General features: G+C 63.2%; 19 protein-coding genes. 9 read left to right on the forward strand and 10 right to left on the reverse strand.

Annotated elements, in window-relative coordinates; genetic code table 11:
- Position 1: 1 nt before the first annotated feature.
- Both feoB and AC56LW_RS18610 read right to left on the reverse strand, forming a co-directional pair.
- Positions 2-1,882, reverse strand: coding sequence for a ferrous iron transporter B (gene feoB / locus AC56LW_RS18605; protein ID WP_499503996.1), 1,881 nt, complete (start codon positions 1,880-1,882; stop codon positions 2-4).
- Positions 1,883-1,886: 4 nt separating this feature from the next.
- Positions 1,887-2,141 (reverse strand): FeoA family protein, encoded by a 255-nt coding sequence (locus tag AC56LW_RS18610; RefSeq protein ID WP_332533253.1) that lies wholly within the window; start codon positions 2,139-2,141, stop codon positions 1,887-1,889.
- 248 nt (positions 2,142-2,389) lie between these two features.
- Here AC56LW_RS18610 and AC56LW_RS18615 point away from each other — a divergent pair, with 248 nt between their 5' ends.
- A complete protein-coding gene (locus AC56LW_RS18615) occupies positions 2,390-2,599 on the forward strand; it encodes a (2Fe-2S)-binding protein (protein WP_183556015.1) in 210 nt (69 codons plus the stop codon).
- Positions 2,600-2,847: 248 nt separating this feature from the next.
- Complete coding sequence (gene bfr, locus AC56LW_RS18620; protein WP_183556014.1) at positions 2,848-3,318, forward strand: bacterioferritin; 471 nt, start codon at positions 2,848-2,850, stop codon at positions 3,316-3,318.
- A 66-nt stretch (positions 3,319-3,384) separates the two neighbouring features.
- On the opposite strand, the gene AC56LW_RS18625 is transcribed toward bfr, so the two are convergent.
- Complete coding sequence (locus AC56LW_RS18625) at positions 3,385-4,320, reverse strand: PfkB family carbohydrate kinase (RefSeq protein WP_499636679.1); 936 nt, start codon at positions 4,318-4,320, stop codon at positions 3,385-3,387.
- Complete coding sequence (locus AC56LW_RS18630; RefSeq protein WP_499636681.1) at positions 4,317-4,934, reverse strand: glutathione S-transferase N-terminal domain-containing protein; 618 nt, start codon at positions 4,932-4,934, stop codon at positions 4,317-4,319. The genes AC56LW_RS18625 and AC56LW_RS18630 overlap by 4 nt, the downstream gene beginning before the upstream one ends.
- Before the next feature lie 157 nt (positions 4,935-5,091).
- Here AC56LW_RS18630 and purB point away from each other — a divergent pair, with 157 nt between their 5' ends.
- A complete protein-coding gene (gene purB / locus AC56LW_RS18635; protein WP_499636683.1) occupies positions 5,092-6,471 on the forward strand; it encodes an adenylosuccinate lyase in 1,380 nt (459 codons plus the stop codon).
- Positions 6,472-6,555: 84 nt separating this feature from the next.
- Here purB and AC56LW_RS18640 read toward each other — a convergent pair whose 3' ends face one another.
- On the reverse strand, positions 6,556-8,538 hold the full coding sequence (locus AC56LW_RS18640) for a TOL_0244 family TonB-dependent receptor (protein WP_499636685.1): 1,983 nt from the start codon (positions 8,536-8,538) through the stop codon (positions 6,556-6,558).
- A 148-nt stretch (positions 8,539-8,686) separates the two neighbouring features.
- On the opposite strand from AC56LW_RS18640, the gene AC56LW_RS18645 reads away from it, so the two are divergent.
- From AC56LW_RS18645 to AC56LW_RS18655, 3 genes are all read left to right on the forward strand, one after another.
- Entirely contained in the window at positions 8,687-9,235 is a 549-nt protein-coding gene (locus AC56LW_RS18645) for a cytochrome b (protein WP_183556011.1), read from the forward strand.
- On the forward strand, positions 9,232-9,804 hold the full coding sequence (locus tag AC56LW_RS18650; RefSeq protein ID WP_499636687.1) for a YceI family protein: 573 nt from the start codon (positions 9,232-9,234) through the stop codon (positions 9,802-9,804). Before AC56LW_RS18645 ends, AC56LW_RS18650 begins: the two co-directional genes overlap by 4 nt.
- 147 nt (positions 9,805-9,951) lie before the next feature.
- Complete coding sequence (locus tag AC56LW_RS18655; protein WP_258835932.1) at positions 9,952-10,521, forward strand: YceI family protein; 570 nt, start codon at positions 9,952-9,954, stop codon at positions 10,519-10,521.
- A 101-nt stretch (positions 10,522-10,622) separates the two neighbouring features.
- Here the strand turns inward: AC56LW_RS18655 and AC56LW_RS18660 are convergent, their stop codons facing one another.
- A complete protein-coding gene (locus AC56LW_RS18660; protein WP_499636689.1) occupies positions 10,623-11,945 on the reverse strand; it encodes a hypothetical protein in 1,323 nt (440 codons plus the stop codon).
- Between the two features lie 280 nt (positions 11,946-12,225).
- Between AC56LW_RS18660 and AC56LW_RS18665 the strand changes: the two genes are divergently transcribed.
- The 3 genes from AC56LW_RS18665 (at position 12,226) to AC56LW_RS18675 (ending at position 16,166) form a co-directional block, all read left to right on the forward strand.
- A complete protein-coding gene (locus AC56LW_RS18665) occupies positions 12,226-12,495 on the forward strand; it encodes a GlsB/YeaQ/YmgE family stress response membrane protein (RefSeq protein ID WP_123067791.1) in 270 nt (89 codons plus the stop codon).
- A 70-nt stretch (positions 12,496-12,565) separates the two neighbouring features.
- A complete protein-coding gene (locus AC56LW_RS18670; protein ID WP_499636691.1) occupies positions 12,566-13,843 on the forward strand; it encodes a phospholipase D-like domain-containing protein in 1,278 nt (425 codons plus the stop codon).
- A 163-nt stretch (positions 13,844-14,006) separates the two neighbouring features.
- A complete protein-coding gene (locus AC56LW_RS18675) occupies positions 14,007-16,166 on the forward strand; it encodes a S46 family peptidase (protein ID WP_499636693.1) in 2,160 nt (719 codons plus the stop codon).
- A gap of 399 nt (positions 16,167-16,565) precedes the next feature.
- Here AC56LW_RS18675 and AC56LW_RS18680 read toward each other — a convergent pair whose 3' ends face one another.
- From AC56LW_RS18680 to AC56LW_RS18695, 4 genes are all read right to left on the reverse strand, one after another.
- Positions 16,566-17,216 (reverse strand): CatA-like O-acetyltransferase, encoded by a 651-nt coding sequence (locus AC56LW_RS18680; RefSeq protein WP_499636695.1) that lies wholly within the window; start codon positions 17,214-17,216, stop codon positions 16,566-16,568.
- A gap of 15 nt (positions 17,217-17,231) precedes the next feature.
- A complete protein-coding gene (locus AC56LW_RS18685) occupies positions 17,232-18,716 on the reverse strand; it encodes an APC family permease (RefSeq protein WP_332533791.1) in 1,485 nt (494 codons plus the stop codon).
- 140 nt (positions 18,717-18,856) lie between these two features.
- Positions 18,857-19,720 (reverse strand): head GIN domain-containing protein, encoded by an 864-nt coding sequence (locus AC56LW_RS18690; protein ID WP_499636697.1) that lies wholly within the window; start codon positions 19,718-19,720, stop codon positions 18,857-18,859.
- Between the two features lie 124 nt (positions 19,721-19,844).
- Positions 19,845-20,957 (reverse strand): NADH:flavin oxidoreductase/NADH oxidase, encoded by a 1,113-nt coding sequence (locus AC56LW_RS18695; RefSeq protein WP_499636699.1) that lies wholly within the window; start codon positions 20,955-20,957, stop codon positions 19,845-19,847.
- Between the last annotated feature and the right edge of the window lie 136 nt (positions 20,958-21,093).

Below are 21,093 nucleotides of genomic sequence, written 5' to 3' on the forward strand. Positions count from 1 at the left end.
GTTATGCTCCGGTGAAGGCCAGCGTGACGCGGTAGACGATGAACGCCGCCACGTAGGCCAGCGCGAACATGTAGCCGGCCATGATCCAGGCATATTTGCGGCTGCCCGTTTCGCGCGCCACGGTGGCCAGCGTCGGTAGGCAGTGCGGCGCGTAGACATACCAGGCCAGCAGCGACAGGCCGGTGGCCAGCGACCACGATTGCGCGATCAGCGGTGCCAGCGTGTTGCCCACTTCATCGCCGCCCGACAGCGCGTACACGGTGCCCAGCGCGCCGACGGCCACTTCACGCGCGGCCATGCCCGGCACCAGCGCGATGGCGATCTGCCAGTTGAAGCCGATCGGGGCCAGCACGACTTCGAGTGCGCGGCCGATCATGCCCGCCACGCTGTAGTAGATCGGCGGATTGGTCGCGCCTTCCGGTGCGCCCGGGAAGCTGGAGAACAGCCAGAGCAGGATCATCATGGCCAGGATCAGCGTACCGACGCGCATCAGGAAGATCTTGGCGCGTTCGAGCAGGCCCGAGGCCAGGCCGCGCGGATGCGGCCAGTGATAGGCTGGCAGTTCGAGCATCAGCGCGTGCTGCTTGTAGCCGTTGCGGCGCTTCATGAACCAGGCCACCGCCATTGCCGACAGGATGCCGGCCAGGTACAGCACGAACAGCACGATGCCTTGCAGGTTCATGAAGCCGCCCACGACGCGGTCGGGAATGAACGCGGCGATCAGGAGTGCATACACCGGCAGGCGCGCCGAACACGTCATCAATGGCGCGATCATGATCGTCACCAGGCGGTCGCGCGGATTCTGGATCGTGCGCGCGGCCATCACGCCCGGGATGGCACAGGCAAACGACGACAACAGCGGCAGGAACGAGCGGCCCGACAGGCCCACGCTGCCCATGATGCGGTCGAGCAGGAACGCGGCGCGCGGCAGGTAGCCGACGTCTTCCAGCAGCAGGATGAAGAAGAACAGGATCAGGATCTGCGGCAGGAACACGAGCACGCTGCCCACGCCGGCGATGATACCGTCGACGATGAGGCTATGCAGCATGCCTTCGCCGATCCACGAGCCGACCATTTCACCGAAGGCGCCCATGCCCGCCTCGATCAGTTCGATCGGTGCGTCGCCCCAGCTGAACACGGCCTGGAAAATCACGAACATCAAGAGTGCCAGGATGATCGGACCGGCAACCGGGTGCAGCACGACGCCGTCGATCTTTTCGCTCAGGTTGCCGGTGTCCTTCGCCGTCGAGACGGCAGCGGCCAGGATGCGGCGCACTTCGCGCTGGGTATCTTCGACCGAGACTTCGTCGATCGCCGACAGCGGCTTGGGCGTTACCGGTACGCCGAACGGCATCGCGTCGAGCTGGGCCAGCAAGGCTTTTTCGCCGCCGGACTGGATCGCGACGGTCTCGACGACCGGCATGCCCAGTTCTTGCGAGAGTTTGGCGGTATCGATTTCGATGCCGCGCTTTTTGGCCACATCGACCATGTTCAGCGCCAGCACCATCGGCAGGCCGAGACGGCGCAGCTCGAGCACCAGGCGCAGGTTCAGGCGCAGGTTGGTGGCGTTGACGACGCACAGGATGGCGTCCGGCGGGACTTCACCGGCGCGCAGGCCTGCGACAACGTCGCGCGTGATGCCTTCGTCGGGCGTCTGCGCATTCAGGCTGTAGGCGCCCGGCAGGTCGAGCACGCGAAACGCGCGTCCGGCGGGCGACGTGAAGCTGCCCTCCTTGCGTTCGATCGTGACGCCGGCATAGTTGGCGACCTTCTGGCGCGCGCCAGTCAGGCGGTTGAAGAGTGCGGTCTTGCCGCAGTTGGGGTTACCCAGCAGTGCGACCAGCGGCGTGCGTGACGCGACTTGCGATTCCATGACTCCCATGCGACTAGTCCGCCTGGATCGAGACGAGGGCGGCTTCGAAGCGGCGCAGCGCAAAGGTGGATTCACCGACCTTGACCGCCAGCGGACCGCCCATCACGCGCTTGAGCACACGAATGCGCTCGCCCGGCACGAAGCCCAGTTCCATCAGGCGGCGCTGGACATCGATGCCGCCCTCCTGCGCACCGCGCGCAAGATGGACAACGGTGGCGCTCTGGCCCGTCTTGAGCGAGTCGAGGGTTGGCAATGCGGCGTGGGTCATGGCGGCTTCCGAAAAATTGTGGCGCGTATGAGACAGCGACTGGAACGATCCCGGTATCATAAACCTAAATAGGAATTATTTCTATTTGCAGCTTGTCATTGACAGACGGTCAAGTCCAAAAAAAGTACAGTTGAACCGAAAATTTCGCTTGCGTTCACGGTCGAGTTTACAGAAAATAGCAACGCAAATGAGAATGATTCGCATTTTATAGACTAAACTGCAATGGTTGTTTCAAAAGGGTTGCTCCAATGATCGTCTGTGTCTGCAATAACATCTCCGACCGTGAAATCCGCCAGGCTGCCGAACTGGGCATCTCGTCGATCGCCGAACTGCGCAAGGAACTGGGCGTGGGCACCATGTGCGGCACCTGCGTCAGCTATGCACGCGAAGTGCTGCACGAGCACATCGACAGCAAGACCACCGTCACCGAAGTGCGCCGCCTGCCACAGGCTGCCTGATCCTTCCTGAATTCCAGTGCTGCCAGCCTCGCAATGTGCGGGGCTTTTTTTCGTCGGTAGCGACCGCCTGACCGGGGAGTGAGAACCGTTCGCACAGTGAACTGAGAACGGTTGCTATTACGCGCAGAAATAGCGCATTTAGTGTCATTTAATGCGCTTTTTTACCTGTTTTCGCGCAATTTCTAGCGTTTTAATGGCGTGCTGTTTGCTATCATGGAGGTCATTCAAATCATTACCGAGGGCACCCCATGAAAGGCGATCCAAACGTCATCCGTCTGCTGAACGCACAGCTGACCAACGAGCTGACCGCGATCAACCAGTACTTCCTGCACGCGCGCATGTATCGCCACTGGGGCCTGGACAAGCTGGCGAAGAAGGAATACGACGAGTCGATTGGCGAAATGAAGCACGCCGATAAGCTGATCGAACGCATCCTGATGCTCGACGCGCTGCCAAACCTGCAGGCGCTGCACAAGCTGATGATCGGTGAGTCGACGCAGGAAACGCTCGAATGCGACCTGAAACTCGAACGTGCCGCGCACGTGACGGTCAAGGAAGGCATCGGCGCCTGCGAAGCGGCGGCCGATTACGTGTCGCGCGACCTGCTGTTGATGATCCTCGAAGATACCGAAGAGCACATCGAGTGGCTCGAGACGCAGCTGGACCTGATCGTCAAGATCGGTATCCAGAACTACCTGCAGACCCAGATCGGCGAATAAGCCACCAGCCGGATTCCCGCCCGGGAGTCCGGCGTCTCAGTTGCTGGCCGCCGCTGGCGCAGACCATCAGCGCCAGCGCGTCATCCACTTGTCGTAGAACCCCATATCCCTCGGCACCGCACCCGGTATCGCGCAGATCGCACCGGCGAATTCGTTCGCGCGCGCGAGCGTGACGTCCAGCGGCCAGCCGCGCGCCCTACCGAGCAGGAAAATGGCCGAGAAGGCGTCGCCCGCCCCCACGGTGTCGATGACGAATGGCGGCGCCGGCGTGTCGTGGTTCTTGAGCGCGCTGCCATCGCTGCCGAAGTACACCGAACCGCGGTGGCCCAGCGTCACGATCAGCGCGTCGAGCGAAAACATCGTCAGCAAGGCCTGGCATGACGCGCGCACTTCGTCGGCGGACAGTGCCGGGGCATCGGGTTGGATCTGGCAATACCAGCCGAACAGCGCCTGCAATTCTTCTTCATTGACCTTGACGATGTTGGCCGCGTCCAGCGAGCGGGCCACGCCGCGTTCGTCGTACTGGCCGTCGCGCAGGTTCAGGTCGAGAAAGCGTGGTGCGCTGCTGGCCGCCAGCACCGCCGTCAACGCGGCGCGCGACTGCGCATTGCGCTGGGCCAGCATGCCGAAATAGACCATGGCCGGCTGTACGCCCGCCAGCGCGGCGCCGGCAGTGGCGGCGTCGATGAAGTCGTAGGCCTGGTGCGGCAGGATCGTGAAGCGGTGGCCGCGCGGGCCACGCTCGACCAGCACGCGGCCCGTCTCTTCGATCGGATCGACCTGCAGCCCGGCGTCGCTCATCGCGAAGCGCTCGAATTCGGCGCGCACCAGCTGGCCGCTGCGATCGTCGCCGATGCGCGTGATCGCCAGGCACGGCGCCATGAAGGCAGACAGGTGGCGCGCCACATTGAACGGCGCACCGCCGACGATCTGCTCGTTGTTGAAATCGTCGACGAGCGCTTCGCCGAAGATGACTGTCGTGGACAGGTTGTTGTCCATCATGCGGCGACGACAGGCACGGTGTCCTTGAACGACTGGCGCTCGGCCAGTTTGTCGAACAGGCGCGCCAGGTTCGGGTAGTCGCCGCGCCAGTCGATCTCGGGGAAGCGGAAGGCGAGCCAGCCCAGCGCGCAGCCCACGGCGACGTCGGCCAGCGTGTACTGGTTGCTGCGGCAGAAGGCGCCCTCGCCCAGGCGCTCGGACATCACGCGCAGGCCGGTATTCACCTTGCCCAACTGGCGGGCGATCCACTCGGGACTTTGCTGCGCTTCGGGCCGCAGCGTTCTTTCAAGGCGCACCAGCACGGCCGCATCGAGCACGCCATCGGCCAGCGCTTCCCAGACCTTGACCTCGGCCCGTTCGCGCCCGTTTGGCGGCAGCAGCTTGCACACCGGCGTGAGCGTGTCGAGGTATTCGGCGATCACGCGCGAATCGTACAGGGCGCTGCCGTCATCCATCAGCAGGCATGGCACCTTGCCCAGCGGGTTGGTCTGTGCGATGGTGGTGTTGGCCGACCAGACGTCTTCGAGGATGAAGGCGCAGTCGAGCTTTTTCTCGGCCAGCACGACACGCACCTTGCGCACGTATGGGCTGGCAATGGAACCGATGAGTTTCATGGATGTACGCAAGTGGAAATCGACCTTCAGTATAGCATCGGGCCCAGCCGCAAAACCTGCACCACCGCCGCTGCGGTGCGCTGCAACATCGCAGCATCAGCAAGAGGTGGATGGCCGGCCAGTGGTAAAATCCGCGTTTTTGACCGACACGCCCGCCATGACCTCTACTGCTCTGTCGCCGACCCTGTCGGCCCTGTCCCCGCTCGATGGCCGTTACGCCACCAAAACCGACAAGCTGCGTCCCATCCTGTCGGAAACGGGTTTCATGCACCACCGCGTGAAAGTGGAAATCGCGTGGCTGCAGGCGCTGTCGCAGGCCGGCTTCGCCGAGATCAAGCCATTCTCGAACGAAGCGATCGCTCACCTCGACGGCATGGCAGCCAACTTTGGCGAGAAGGACGCGGCCCGCATCAAGGAAATCGAAGCGGTCACCAACCATGACGTCAAGGCGGTCGAGTACTGGCTCAAGGAGCAGGTCAAGGATGTACCGGAGCTGGTCGCGGCCAGTGAATTCATCCACTTTGCCTGCACCTCGGAAGACATCAACAACACGTCGCACGGCATGATGCTCAAGGCGGCGCGCGACGGCGTGATGCTGCCGGCACTGCAGGCGATCATTGCCAAGCTGACCGAGATCGCGCACACCAATGCGGCGCTGCCGATGCTGTCGCGCACCCACGGCCAGACGGCCAGCCCGACCACGCTGGGCAAGGAGATGGCCAACGTCGTCGCCCGCCTGCAGCGCGCCATCAAGCGCATCGCCGACGTCGAGATCCTGGGCAAGATGAACGGCGCGGTCGGCAATTACAACGCGCACCTGTCGGCCTACCCGGGCTTCGACTGGCCGGCGTTCTCGAAGGACGTCATCGAGACGCGCCTGGGTTTGACCTTCAACCCGTACACGATCCAGATCGAACCGCACGACTACATGGCCGAGATGTTCGACGCGTTCGCGCGCGCCAACACGATCCTGCTCGACCTGAACCGCGACATCTGGACCTACGTCTCGCTGGGCTACTTCAAGCAGAAGCTGAAGGCCGGCGAAATCGGTTCGTCGACCATGCCGCACAAGGTCAATCCGATCGACTTCGAAAACTCGGAAGGCAATCTGGGGCTGGCCAACGCGCTGCTACGCCACATGGCCGACAAGCTGCCGGTCTCGCGCATGCAGCGCGACCTGACCGACTCGACGGTGCTGCGCAATATCGGCGTGGGCTTCGGCTACACGCTGCTGGCTTACGACAGCTGCCTGCGCGGCCTGAACAAGCTGGAAGTGAACGCGGCGCGCCTCGAGCAGGACCTGGACGCGAACTGGGAAGTGCTGGCCGAGCCGGTGCAGACCGTGATGCGCCGCTACGGCATCGAGAACCCGTACGAGCAGCTCAAGGAACTCACGCGCGGCAAGGGCATCACCCGCGACGCGCTGCGTGAATTCATCGGGACGCTGGCCGTGCCGCAGGAAGCAAAAGACCTGATGCTGGCGATGACGCCGGCGAACTACATCGGACTGGCCGCCAAGCTGGCGGCAGAGATCTGATGTCGCGCACGATGCCGCCACACGGCGGCATCGTGCATGCATGTGCATGTGCATCTGCATTCATGATGCGCCGGCCCCGGCGCGTCAGTAATCCCACCGGACCTTCACCCCCACACGCCGCTCGAACTCTGCCCAATACGTGGTTGAGCCGAATTCGGCGTGCCCGCCATTCAGGTTCTCGCCATACACCGACAGGACCAGGCCCGGCCGCAAGCGCCAGCCGAAGCGTGCATCGAGCGCCGTTGACGACGCAATGCGCGACGCCGGCATCTCGCCGGTCCGGCGCAGCGTGACGTCGATTTCGCGCGCATCGTCGATGTTGTAGTGCGACCGCAGTTGCAGCGTATGGGACGGGTCGCGCCGCGCCGCGCTCAGGCCCATCACGTCGTTGCCACCGGGTTTGAGGGCCAGGCGCTGGTGCAGCGCCGTCCAGCCGGCCGACAGGCGCCAGCGCGGCAGTGCCTGCCAACTGCCCCAGGTTTCGATGCCGCTGGCGCTGCCTTTGAGCAGACTGGCAAACTCGGCATAACTGAAGGTCGGGTCGATCTGCTGTCCGCGCAGGTGGTCGTAATCGTGGTGGTACAGCACGACCGTGTACGACAGCCCCGCTGCCGGCTGGCCACGGTAGCCCAGCTCGAGCACGCGCGCCACTTCGCTGCGCACCTGCGGCCCGCCGCGCAGGATGAACGGCGGCTGGCCGGGCACCCAGGCATCGACGTCCAGCCGCGCGGGCGAGCGCACCGTGCGCGCGGCCGATGCCCATAGTGCGTGCTGCGGCGAGAGGCGCCACGACAGGCGCGCGCTCGGCAGCCATTCGATGCCGGTGTAATGGTTGTATTCGACGCGCCCGCCAAGCGTCAGGCGCCAGTCGTCGTTCAGCAGGATGTCATCCTGCACGAACAGGCTGCCCCAGCGCAGCAGTGCGCGCGCCGGCAGAAACGCGACCCAGGGGCTGTTGGTGACCCGGTCACGCGTGCTGCGGTAGTTGGCGCCCCACACGAGATCGTGGCGGCCCTTCGTGGCCAGCGTGTGCTGGAACTGCACGTCAGCGGTCGTGAGGCGCTCGGCAAACAGCGGCGGCGATTCGCGCACCGTATGGTCGAGAAAGGCTTGCAGCGACACGCTGGCGCCCGCGTCGAGCGTGCGCTGCCAGCGCGCCAGCAGGTTGGCGCCGTCCGAGCGCACGCGGCCAAATGTGGACGGGCCGAACGGCGTGGCCAATTCACCCGGCGCCGGCTGGTCGAGGCGCCCGCGATTGACGTTGCCGATGACCGAGAAGGCATCGGCCCCTTGCTCCCAGTCGGCGCGCACGCCCACCAGCGCGCGCCGGTGGCCGTCGTCGATGCGCCCGTCACCAATGCGTTCGCTATCGCTGCGCCGCGTGACCTTGCCATAGGCGCGCCAGGCTACGCCGCTATCGCTCGTGCCACCCTGGCGAAACGCGGCGCCGGCCGCGCCATCGCTGGCGCCGTGCAGCGCCAGCATGCTGCCCTGCGTATCGCGGGCCGAGCGCGTGCTGATGTTGATGACGCCACTAACGGCGTTCAGGCCCCACATCACGCCACCCGGTCCGCTGACTACCTCGATGCGCGCGATGTCTTCGAGCAGCACGTCCTGCGCATCCCAGAACACGCCCGAAAACAGCGGCGTATACACCGAGCGGCCATCGATCAGCACCAGGATCTTGTTGGACAGGACGCTTGGCCCACTGTTCATGCCGCGCGCGCTGATCGAGTAGGCATAACCATTGATGCGCGCTACATGCAGGTTGGGCGCCAGACGCAATACCTCGGGCAGCGAATCGGCGCCGGAGCTGCGGATGTCGTCAGTGGTGATGACGAAGACTGCCGCCGATGCGTCCTGCAAACGCTCGGGCCGCTTTGAGACCGACGTCACCTGGATATTGGCCAGTTCCTCGATCGACAGGTCGGCCAGATCGGCCAGATCGACAGGGTTGGCCTGGCCATGGGCAAGCGCCAGAACCGGCGCGGCGCAGACAAGAGCAACCCAGACAGCAGCAACACGAGGGCTGGCAGCAAACGGCATGCAGGGTATGAATGCGCTCATTACCAGATATTACATTCGGCAGAGTGTGGTGGTGTATCTTTTGCAATCCCGTGTGGTTTGTTGGACGTGAAAAAGCGTGTCAACACCACGACGGCCTTTTTTGCTATAGTGAGTTAGTTCTAGCCCGTACTAATTACTTATAAGAAAAATGCGCCGCTATTCGATTCCAGCGATCGTGCTGCACTGGCTGATGGCCATCGCGATCATCGGTACCTTTACCCTTGGCCTCGTGATGACCGACATCCAGGGCATCAGCATGGCCAAGCTGCGCTACACGAGCTGGCACAAGTGGGCCGGCGTGACGATCCTGGCGCTGGCCGCGCTGCGCCTGTTATGGCGCCTGTTCAACAAGCCACCTGCGTATCCTGCCGGGTTGCCGCGCTGGCAGCATGGCGCCGCCCACGGCCTGCATCTGGCGCTGTATGTGCTGATGTTCGCCGTGCCGCTGTCCGGCTATTTCTTCAGCCTGGCGGCCGGCTACCCGGTCGTCTATTTCAGCAAGTTCCCGCTGCCGGTGCTGATCGGCCCCGACCCGGTGCTGCGCGAGACGCTGCGCGGCCTGCACTACTGGCTCAATATGCTGCTGGCCGGCCTGGTGGCGCTGCACGTGCTTGCCGCGCTCAAGCACCTGCTCATCGACCGCGACGGCATCATGCAGCGCATGCTCCCCATCCCTACCCCGAAGGAAAAATCATGAATTCCATCAAGGCCCTGCTGCTGGCCAGCCTGGTTGCCGGCAGTGTCGCTGCCGTGCAGGCCGCGCCACTCAAGACCGACCTGACAGCCAGCGGCGTCTCGGCTGTCTTCAAGCAGATGAACGTGCCGGTGGAAGCACCGTTTCGCACGTTCGCGGCGCAGATCGATTACGACGCCGCCAAGCCGGCGGCGGCCAGCGCCAGCGTCGAGATCACGACGGCCAGCTTCGATATCGGCGACGCCATGTACAACAAGGAAGTGGCCAAGAAAGAATGGTTCAATTCGGCGCAGTTTCCGAAGGCCACCTTCGTCTCGACCAGCATCGCACCGGCTGGCGCCGGCAAGCTGACGGTGTCGGGCAAGCTGACCCTGAAAGGCAAGAGCGCCAATGTCACGTTCCCGCTGACGGTCAAGGCGGCCGGTGCGAAAACCGTGTTCGAAGGCCAGTTGCCAATCAAGCGTCTGGCGTTCAATATCGGCGAAGGCGAGTGGAAAGACACGAGCATGGTCGCCGATGAAGTTGTCATCAAGTTTCGCGTTACCGCAGCACCCGCTACTGCAGCAAAATAGACTGTTTCACCACCACGGTAGGGTGGACGGGTTTCCCGTCCACGCGTTCAACGAAGCCTGGTCAGTTTGAACGCGTGGGCGGCATAGCCGCCCACCCTACGTTGCAAGACAAACCGCTCTATCAACTTTTTTACAGGAATCGCACCCATGAACATCAAGCACCTGATCGCAGCCGCCGCCGCCTTTGCCGCCACGTCGGCCTTCGCCGCGCCAGTCACGTACGACATCGAGCCGAACCACACCTACCCAAGCTTCGAAGCCGACCACATGGGCCTGTCGGTATGGCGCGGCAAGTTCAACAAGTCGAGCGGCAGCGTCACCATCGACCGCGAAGCCAAGACCGGCTCGCTGGACATCACCGTCGACATCAACAGCATCGATTTCGGCCACGAAAAGATGAACGAGCACGCGAAAAAGCCTGACATCTTCGACGCTGCCAAATACCCGACCGCCACCTTCAAGTCGAAGGCGATCAAGTTCACGGGCGACGTGCCGACCTCGGTCGACGGCGAACTGACCCTGCACGGCGTGACCAAGCCACTGACCCTGCAGATCAACAAGTTCAAGTGCATCATGCACCCGATGCTCAAGAAAGAAGCATGCGGCGCGGACGTGACCGGCACCTTCAAGCGCGACGACTTCGGCATCAGCTTCGGCCTGCCGAACTTCTCGCCGGAAGTGAAGCTGGCAATCCAGGTTGAAGCAGTGAAAAAGTAATCTGGTTCGACCATGAAAAATCCCCGCCGGTTCGCACCGGCGGGGATTTTTTTTATCTGCGCTCTGACGAATCAGTGCAGCTCAGTGCTGCTCAGTGCAAATTAACGGCCATCACGGTCGAAGTCGCCCGGGATCGCGCGCTCGACACGGTGCCAGCCGGCGCGGGTGGCCGACTTGGCCTGGTCCCAGCTCAGGCGCGAATTGCCTTTCGAGCGATCCCACTCGGTCGACAGACGACCTTCGTTGGCATCGTAGCCACCGTCGTACTTGTCGTAGTTGTTGTAGCCCAGTGCGTAGGCTGGCTCGTAGTCGTCATACGTGTAGCCTGGCGTGTAGTAAGGCTGGGTCTGGTACTCGTTGCGCCAGTAGTCATTCTCGGCCTTTGGATTGACCACATGGCCCACGCCCTTGCCTGCTGCGCCGCCGACCATGCCGCCGATCGCTGCGCCTGCCGCCACGCCCAGTGGGCCGGCTGCTGCACCGATTACGGCGCCTACCGTCGCGCCGCCACCAGCACCGACGCCTTGCGCCAGGTTATGGTCGCTCAGTTCATCGGTCGCTTTTGGATTGACCACTTCGCCCGCGCCACGGCCGGCTGCACCGCCTGCCAGGCCGCCGACGACAGCGCCTGCTGCCATGCCGATCGGACCACCGACAGCACCCACCAGTGCGCCCGCTGCTGCGCCCGAACCTGCGCCCACGCCCTTGGCCAGATGGTGCTCGGACAGGTCGTCGTTGGCTTTTGGATTGACGACTTCAGCTGCGCCCTGGCCGGCGATGCCGCCAGCGATGCCGCCGACAACCGCGCCTGCTGCCATGCCGATCGGACCGGCGACGGTGCCGACGGTCGCGCCCAGTGCTGCGCCGCCTGCCACGCCCAGGCCAGCGCCCAGCACGTGCGAGCCGCCCTGTTCGGTCCACGATTTGTGGATGTGCGCTGCATCTTCATCCGAACGTGCATTCACGCCCAGCAGGATGCCGCCGCCCTTGATGCCTTCTTCATAGTGCTGTGCGCGTTCTTCCGGGATGCCGGCGCCGATCAGCGCGCCGATCAGGCCACCGGTGATACCACCCGCACCGGCGCCGGCCAGCGCCGCTGCCAGAGGACCGGCCACGACCAGGCCCAGGCCTGGCAGCACCAGCGTGGTGCCCACTGCTGCGATACCGGCCAGCACGGCGCCGATGGTGCCGCCGATACCGGCGCCAATGCCCGCACCTTCAGCCGCCTTGGTGCCCAGTTCGGTGTCCGTGTCGGCGAAGTGGGTTTGACGGGTGGAATCGGACATCATCAGGTTGACGTCATCGCGGTTATAGCCGCGCTCGGACACGGTGCCATACGCACGCTCGGCGCTGGCGCGGTCAGGGAACAGGCCAGTGACCATGCGCTGGTTTTCCGTGGTGCGGGTGGTATCGAAGCTGCTCATGATGAATCCTTTGCTGGTTGGTTTCGGCAGCCGGCTACGGATGAGCTGTTGCTGCCAAGGACCTTCACCATAGGCCCCGGCAAGTTCCGGCTCTGTTCGATGACGCACGCTCGGATGACTGACAGCATCTTGCCGCAAAGAATTTTCATGATGATGCAAATTCGTCATCGAAGGTACGCTGCCGCACCGACCCGCCTTTGTAGCGTCTTTAAAATTTTTCACATGGTCACGGCATTCGTTGGCCCTGGGGATCTGTCTTTTTACTTGAGGAGGAAGCACCATGTTATTCATTATCTGGATCGTCGTTGGCGGTATTCTGGGTTGGCTGGCCAGCATGGTCATGAAAACCGATGCCGAGCAAGGCATCATCCTGAACGTTGTGGTCGGTATCATCGGCGCCTTCCTGGGCGGCTGGTTGCTCTCGCCACTGTTCGGTACCGGCACCATCAATTCCGACGACTTCAGTGTTGCTTCGCTCCTGGTGTCGTTCCTGGGTGCAGTCATCCTGCTGGCAATCGTGAATCTGCTGCGTCGCGGTCGCGTTCGCTAATATGGTGGTTCGCCACCCATAAAAAACCAACGCCTTGTGCGTTGGTTTTTTTTCCTCTGCGATTTTACTGATGAGCTCAAAAAAGTTCTGGACGCTGTTGCTGACAGTGGCCGCCACCCTCGTGCTGGGGGTGCTCGCATTGAATTTCATGCCGGGCGAAAAACAGATCGAACGGCAACTGACCCGGCAGTACGACACGGCCGATCCGCAGTTCCGCCGCTCGCTTGGCGTCTTGCTGGGTCCGCCGATCATCGAAGGCAACCAGGTCGACGCGCTGCTCAATGGCGACCAGATTTTCCCGGCGATGCTCGAGGCCATTCGCGGGGCGAAAAAGACCATCACGCTGGAAACCTATATCTACTGGTCCGAATCGATCGGCACCGAGTTTTCCGAAGCCCTGGCCGAGCGCGCGCGCGCTGGCGTGAAAGTGCACGTGATGCTCGACTTCATGGGCAGCATGAAGATGGACAATGCCCAGGTCGACAAGATGAAGGCGGCCGGCGTGCAGGTACAGCGCTATCACAAGCCCGTCTGGTGGAAGCTGGCGCGCATGAACAACCGCACCCACCGCAAGCTGCTGATCGTCGACGGTTTGGTCGGTTTCACGGGCGGCGTGGGCATTGCCGACCAATGGCGCGGCAACGCGCAGGACGAAGACCACTGGCGCGACAGCCACTTCCGCGTCGAAGGCCCGGTCGTCGGGCAGATGCAGGCCGTGTTCAATGACAACTGGACCAAGGCCACGGGCGTCGTGCTCGATGGCCCGGCATACTTCCCGCCGCTGCAGGCGAAGGGCACGATGCCGGCGCAGATGTTCTCCAGCTCTCCCACGGGCGGCAGCGAGAGCATGCACCTGATGTACCTGATGGCGATCACGTCGGCGCGCGAGACGATCGATTTGTCGGCCTCGTATTTCGTGCCGGATGAACTGACGGTGCGCACACTGATCGCCGCTGCCAAGCGCGGCGTGAAGGTACGCCTGATCACGCCGGGCCACATCATCGATTCGGATCTCGTGCGGGCCGCCTCGCGCGATCGCTGGCCGGAGTTGCTGGCGGCCGGGGTGCATATCTCGGAATACCAGCCGACGATGTACCACGTCAAAACGCTGATCGTCGACAAGCTGCTGGTATCGGTGGGCTCGACCAACTTCGACAACCGCTCGTTCAGTATCAATGACGAGGCCAACCTGAACGTGCTCGATGCCGGGTTTGCGACGCAGATGACGGACGTCTTTGACGCCGACTGGAAGCTGGCCAAGCCGGTAACACCGCATGCACTCGCCAAGCGGCCATGGTGGGAACACGTGAGCACCTGGTTCGCGTCGTTGTTCGAGGCGCAGTTGTAAGCGCCGTTGCAGGCACCGTTGCAAAGGAGCCCGCGCCGGGACAGGCGCGGGCTTTTTCATTGGTGTGGCTGAAATACAGGTTGACGATCCGATAGCGGATTAACCATACTCACGGACACTCTCCGGAGTCCATGAATATCCCTTCCCAACCAGACCAAAGCGCATGAAAAAGACCCTTCTCTCGCTCGCCATCCTGACCAGCTTCGCCGCCCAAGCGGACGAAGGCATGTGGATGCCGCAACAGCTGCCACAAGTAGCCAAGCAACTGAAAGCCGCCGGCCTCAAGCTGGATCCGGCAAATCTGACCAAGCTGACTGAATTCCCGATGGGCGCGATCGTGAGCCTGGGCGGCTGCTCGGCGTCGTTCGTCTCGCCGCAAGGTCTGGTCGTGACCAACCACCACTGCGTCTACAACAGCATCGCCGTCAACTCGACGCCCGAGCGCGACCTGCTGGCCAACGGTTTCCTGGCCAAGACCATGGCCGACGAGCTGCCGGCATCGCCCGGCAGCCGCGTGTATGTCACGGACGAAGTGGCCAATGTCAGTGCTCAGGTCATCACCCCTGAAGTCGCCAAACTGACCGGCAAGGCCCGCATCGACGCCATCGAAAAGAACCAGAAAACCCTGGTGGCGGCCTGCGAAAAAGATGCCGGCTACCGCTGCACTGTGGCCAGCTTCTACGGCGGCCTGGAATTCTATCGCCTGAAGCAGCTCGAGATCCGCGACGTGCGCCTGGTGCATGCGCCGGCATCGGGCGTCGGCAAATTCGGCGGCGACACCGACAACTGGATGTGGCCACGCCATACGGGCGACTACGGTTTCTACCGCGCGTATGTCAGCAAGGATGGCAAGTCGGCCGAGTTCTCGAAGGACAACGTGCCGTACCAGCCGAAGCACATCATCAAGATTGCCAAGGACAACCCGAAAGAAGGCGACTTCGTGATGGTGCTGGGCTACCCGGGCCGCACCAACCGTCACCGCCTGCCGTCCGAAGTGGCGTTCACGTTCGACTGGAACTACCCGGCCTTCATCCAGGCCTCGAGCGAGACGCTGGCCATTATCGACCGCGAAACCAAGACCGATCCGGCTGCCCGCCTGAAATACGCGGGCCAGATCGCGGGCGTAAACAACTACTACAAGAATCGCAAGGGCATGCTGGTCTCGTACCAGGGCAGCGACTTCCTGCAGCGTAAAACGGCCGAGCACAATGCGCTCAAGGCCTGGGTCAATGGCGACGCCGCGCGCAAGGCGCAGTACGCAGCAGACATCGACATGGCCGAAAAGCTGATCGCCGAACGCGATGCGGGCACCAAGAAGAGCTTCTTCCAGACCTATGCGCAACCGAAGTTCCTGTCGTCGGCACGCACGCTGTACCGCCTGGCCAACGAGCGTACCAAGCCGGACGCCGAGCGCAAGACCGGCTACCAGGAACGCGACCTGCCACGCCTGACGTCCGTCGTCGAAGGCCAGGACCGCACCTACGACGAAAAAGTCGACAAGGCGCTGGTGCTGAACTTCCTGACCAAGTACAACGCGCAACCGGCCGCCGAACACGACGCCGCCTTCGACGCCGCACTGGGCATCCGCGCCGGCATGAGCGAAGCTGAACTGAAGGCCGCGCTGGACCGCATCTATGCAGGCTCGAAGCTGGCCGACAAGGCAGCGCGCACCGCGTGGCTGAAAAAGACGCCAGCCGAGTTCAAAGCATCGAACGACAGCTTCATCAAGGCAGCGGTCGCGATGTATGACGCCGACATGAAGGATGAAGAAAAGCAGGAAGAGTCGGCCGGCAAGATCCAGCAAGCCTACGGCAACTACATGAAGGCCAAGATTGCCTACATGAACAGCCGCGGCCAGGCCGTCTACCCGGATGCCAACAGCACGCTGCGCGTCACCTTCGGCAAAATCGCCGGCCGCCCGCAAGGCGCCGACGGCACCACCGGCTGGACCGCCTTCACCACCATTGCCGGCGTCACCGCCAAGCATACGGGCGAAGGCGAGTTCGACGCACCGGACAACCAGCTGGCCGCCATCCAGGCAAAGAACTTCGGCAAGTATGTTGATCCGAAACTGAAAACGCTGCCAGTGAACTTCCTGGCGACGCTGGACATCACCGGTGGCAACTCGGGTTCGGCCGCACTGAACGCCAAGGGCGAGCTGATCGGCCTTGCATTCGACGGCACGCTCGACTCGATCATTTCGGATTGGGACTTCAACAAAGCCATGACCCGCTCGATCCAGGTCGACACCCGCTACATGCTGTGGAATATGCAGTACGTCGACAAGGCAGATAACCTGCTGAAAGAAATGAACGCGCTGTAAATCCCGCGTCGTTAATCCTGCCGAAGGCCGCGCTACCGCAAGGAGCGCGGCCTTTTTAATATCTCAAAGAAACCCCCAACAATTAGGGTCAGAGTCGAATTGTTTGGCAACTTTTGCGGATGAGCCGTTAATGCGACTCCGACCCTAGTTATCTCTGGGGCAATTGGCCAATAATTCGACTCTGACCCTAATTAATTTTTATGTAAATTTGGCCAGTTTGGATAGCTGCAGGAAATTAATGCCGAGAGTATTTGAATGTGCCGTAACTTCTACCAAACTCAAGCAGAAAAACACCTCAAAAACAATGAGGGTCAGAGTCGAATTGTTTGACAACTTTTGCGGATGAGCCGTAAATGCGACTCTGACCCTAGTTATCTCGCGGGCAATTGGCCAATAATTCTACTCTGACCCTAATTGGAGGATGGTGGTGAGTTCGGTGGTAATTTGGGTGGCGAGGCGGTGGATGTGCAGGCCGTCGACGAAGCCGTGGTGCGCTTGGACCGAGAATGGCAGTGTCAATTCTCCGTTCGGCGCATCGCGGAAGCGCCCCCAGGCCAGTGACGGGATGTCGGGCTGCGCCAGCGTTGCGGTCGGATGCTGGATCGAGGTGAAGTCGAGCCAGGGGATGCAGGTGACGAAGACTTGCTCTTTCGCCTGGCGCGGTGACAAGGCGGCGTACTGCGTGTTCAACGCAGTCATGCCTGCCGCTTCGGCGCCGGCGGCGCGGCTGCGGGCGACGAACGTGTGCAGGTCGTCGGACCATGCGAACATCGCGAAATTCAGGTCGTCGTTGACGTTCGTGACCGTGAACGACGGGCGCAGGCGTTCGATGCGAATGACCTCGCCGTCCACGATGCGGTAGCAGAAATTCTCGATCTTCAGCACCGCGCGCAGCGTGGCGCACAGCAGCACGTGGAATGGCGCCAGGCCCTGCGCGCGGCACCAGGGACGAAAGTCCGGCAGTGTCAGCGTGAAGCACAGGTTCAGCGCCGGGCTGTCCATGCTGTCGAACAGCGCGAAGCGGTCGCGCCGTCGTTCGAACTTGTCCATCGTGCCCCCAGCCGCTTACGCCTGCTGTTTGTTGAGGCGGCTGTTGCGCATGCTGTAGACGAAGTAGGTCACGACCGCCACACCCATCCAGATGAAGAACACGCGGAACGTCGTGCTCGACAAATCCTTCATGATGTACAGGCAGGCCAGGACCGACAGGCCCGGCACTACATACGGACCAAACGGCACGCGGAAGCCCGGTGGCGCGTCAGGGCCCTGCTTGTGGCGGATCACCGGCACCGCGATCGACACCACCATGAACGCCGTCAACGTTCCCATGCTGACCATGTCCCACAAGAAGGTCGAGTCGACCGTACCGGCCACCAGGCCCACGACGGTGCACACGATGATGGTATTGCCCACCGGCGCCTGCGTGCGCGGGCTGACTTTCTGGAACACCTTCGGGATCAGGCCATCGCGGCTGATCGCGTACAGGATGCGGGTCTGGCCGTAGATCGTCACCAGCGTCACCGAGAACACCGACACCACGGCGCCAGCCGACAGGATCAGCGCCGGCCAGGCCTGGCCCGTCACGTTTTGCAGGATCACGGACAGGCCGGCTTCCTGGCCTTCGAACAGGTGCGCCGGCTGCGCGCCCATCGCGGCAACCGCCACCAGCATGTAGAACACGGTGACGATGACCAGCGCAGACAGGATCCCGATCGGCACGTTGCGGCGCGGGTCCTTGACCTCTTCGCCGGCGGTGGCGATGGTGTCCAGGCCAATAAACGAGAAGAACACGGTGCCGGCAGCGGCGGTCACGCCGGCCATGCCCGCATAACCCTTGCTTTCGTCCATATTGAAGAATGGCTGGAAGTTGTTGGCGTCGAAGCCGGTGAACGCGATCGCGGCAAAGAACACCAGGATCGCCAGCTTGATCATCACCATGATGGCGTTGGTCGTGGCCGATTCCTTCGTCCCGCGCACCAGCATGATGCCGCACATGATCACGAGCAGGATCGGCGGCAGGTTGATGTGGCCCGGATTGAACGAGACATTATGGTGGTCCGACACGAACATCGGCGAGCGCAACTCGATGGGTATCTGCCAGTGGAACGCGTTGAGCAGGAAGTTGTTCAGGTAATCGGACCAGCCGATCGATGTCGCACTGGCCGCCAGCCCGTATTCGAGCAGCAGGCAGCCGGCGACGATGAACGCCGCGAATTCGCCCAGCGTCGCATACGCGAACGAGTACGAGGAGCCCGATGCCGGCACGCGCCCGGCCAGTTCGGCGTAGCACAGCGCGGTCAGGCCGGCGGTGATCGCCGCAAGCAGAAACGAGAGGACCACGGCCGGACCGGCTTTCGGCACCGCTTCGACCATCGTGAAAAAGATGCCGGTACCGATGGTGGCGCCCACGCCGATCATCGTCAGCGGAAACAGCCCGAGCGATCGGTGCAGGCCGGGCAAGGCGCCGGCAACGCCAACGGATGTGCCCTCGTCGTGATGGCGTCCCGCCGGTTTGGTACGTAGCAGCTTTTGGCCCAGAGTCTGATTCACGGCGAGTCCTTCAGTACGCGGTTGCAATCGCGTTCGATGCCGCCGGTAAGCAGTCCCCAAACGCAGTCTCAAAACGAAGCTGCGATTATAGGGGACTCTGCTGTCGCTGAAGACATTTTGTTTGCACGCCCGACAAGACCTCAATCGAGCAGGTGGATGCGCTCGCCCGTCATGCTGCGCTGGGCCGGCTGGCCATACACGCGGATGCCGCCCGAGCCCGAGGTACGGGCAAACAGTGACTGCCTGACCGTGGCCCGGATGCTGCTGCCGCCGCTCGCGCCCAGGTCGGCGTCCTGCGTCGTCAGGCCTGCCAGGTCGGCGTTGGCCGAGCCGCTCACGCGGGCGTTGAGCGAGCGCACCGCGCCACTGGCCTCGAGCGAACTCGACCCACTCAGCTCCATGCGCGCGACCTCGCCGCTGACCGGTCCGAGGCGCATCCGGCTCGACCCGGACAGCGTGACATCGATGCTGTTGCTGGTGAGCCGGGCCGCATCCAGCAGACCGGAGCCGCTCGCCCGCGCATGCAGGTTGCCGGCGGTGCCGGCCAGCGTCACGCTGGCCGAACCGCTCTTGCGCACATCGAGCGGGGCGCCATTCAGGCCGCTCACGTCGACGCGGGTTGCGCCCGACGCGCGCACTTCCGTCAGGCGCGGCGTCGTGTAGATGATGCGCAGCGGCGTCTTGCTGCGCAGGTTCTGCTCGGACCAGATGCGCAGCGTGTCGCCCTGCGTTTCGGTGCGAATCAGCGGCAGCAGGTTGCTGTCGGCTTCCACCACCAGCGACGCCACCGGCCCCACGCGCACATCGACCGGCAGCGCGCCGCTCACGTCCAGCGCCGGCAGCGCCGCGATGGCGCGGGCATCACGCGCCGCGACACCGTTCCCCTCTGTCGTTCCGCTGCTCCACGACGTATGAAAGCGCATGTCGCTGCCATCCTGCGGCGCGACGATGATGGCGCAGCCGGCAAGGGCAGCAAGAGCGGCAAGGGCGATGAGGGTACGCATGGCAGTCCTGACAGGTTGTTGTTCGGGTGATGGCACTCTACCAACCGCCCTGCCCTGCAACGTGCTGCATGCGACGAACTGCAAAAACGGCGCCGTGGACTGCATGCCCCCGGCGCGAACCGTGTCAGCCCTTGCCAGGCCGCGTGGTGTCGAACAGCGTCTTGAATTCGTGCGGCTGCGAGCGCCAGTACTGCGGCGGCGCGCTCACCTGCGCCCCCAGTTCAGCCGCCGCGTGCCATGGCCAGCGCGGGTCATACAGCATCGCGCGCGCCAGGGCGATGACGTCCGCCTGGCCGGCCTGCAAAATGGCTTCAGCATGGCGCGCCTCGGTAATCAGGCCCACGCCGATCGTTGGCAGGCCCGTGTCATGCTTGATCCGTTCAGCGAAGCCGATCTGGTAGCCCGGCTCCACCGGAATCTTCTGGGCAGGCGACACGCCACCGCTCGAGACGTGGATAAAGTCGCACCCGATGCGCTCCAGTTCCTGCGCAAAGCGCACGCTCTGTTCGAGGTCCCAGCCGCCGTCGACCCAGTCGGTGGCCGAGATGCGCATCCCGAGCGTCATCGACGGCACGGCAGCGCGCACGGCCGCAAAGACTTCCAGCGGATAGCGCATGCGGTTCTCGAGCGAGCCGCCGTATGCGTCGGTGCGGTGGTTGGCCAGCGGCGAGAGGAACTGGTGCAGCAGGTAGCCGTGGGCGCCGTGCAGCTCGATCGCATCAAAACCCAGCGCGTGCGCGCGGCGTGCAGCGGCAACGAAGCCGTCACGCACCCGTTCCAGGCCGGCGGCATCGAGCGCCAGCGGCGCGGCGTCGCCCCCGGTATGCGGCACGGCGGACGGGCCTTCGGTCTGCCAGCCATTGGCGGCGTCGGGGGCGATCTGCGTGCCACCTTCCCACGGCACATTCGTCGACGCCTTGCGGCCCGCATGACTCAGCTGGATGCCGATCTTGATCGGCGAATGACGACGCATTGCCGCCAGAATCGGCGCCAGCGCGTCGGCATGCGCATCGGACCACAGGCCCAGGTCATCTGGCGAGATACGGCCTTCCGGCACGACGGCCGTGGCCTCTAACGTGATCAGCGCGGCGCCGGACAGCGCCAGGCTGCCAAGATGGATCATGTGCCAATCGGTGGCCAGGCCATCGACAGCCGAATACTGGCACATCGGGGCGATGGTGATACGGTTGGACAGCTCGAGGGGGCCGAGCGAGTACGGTGAAAACAGCATGGTCATGGTGGCTCCTGCATATCAAGAGCACCAGTCTAGCCCGCCATGAAAATTCGTGTCGTCGACCCAAAAAAGCGGGGGTCAGGTCTGACATTCGGACACGATCTCGACAATCGCATAGTGCGAACCAGCTGGCACCAGG

It is taken from the genome of Telluria sp. LT2P80 (assembly GCF_059685955.1).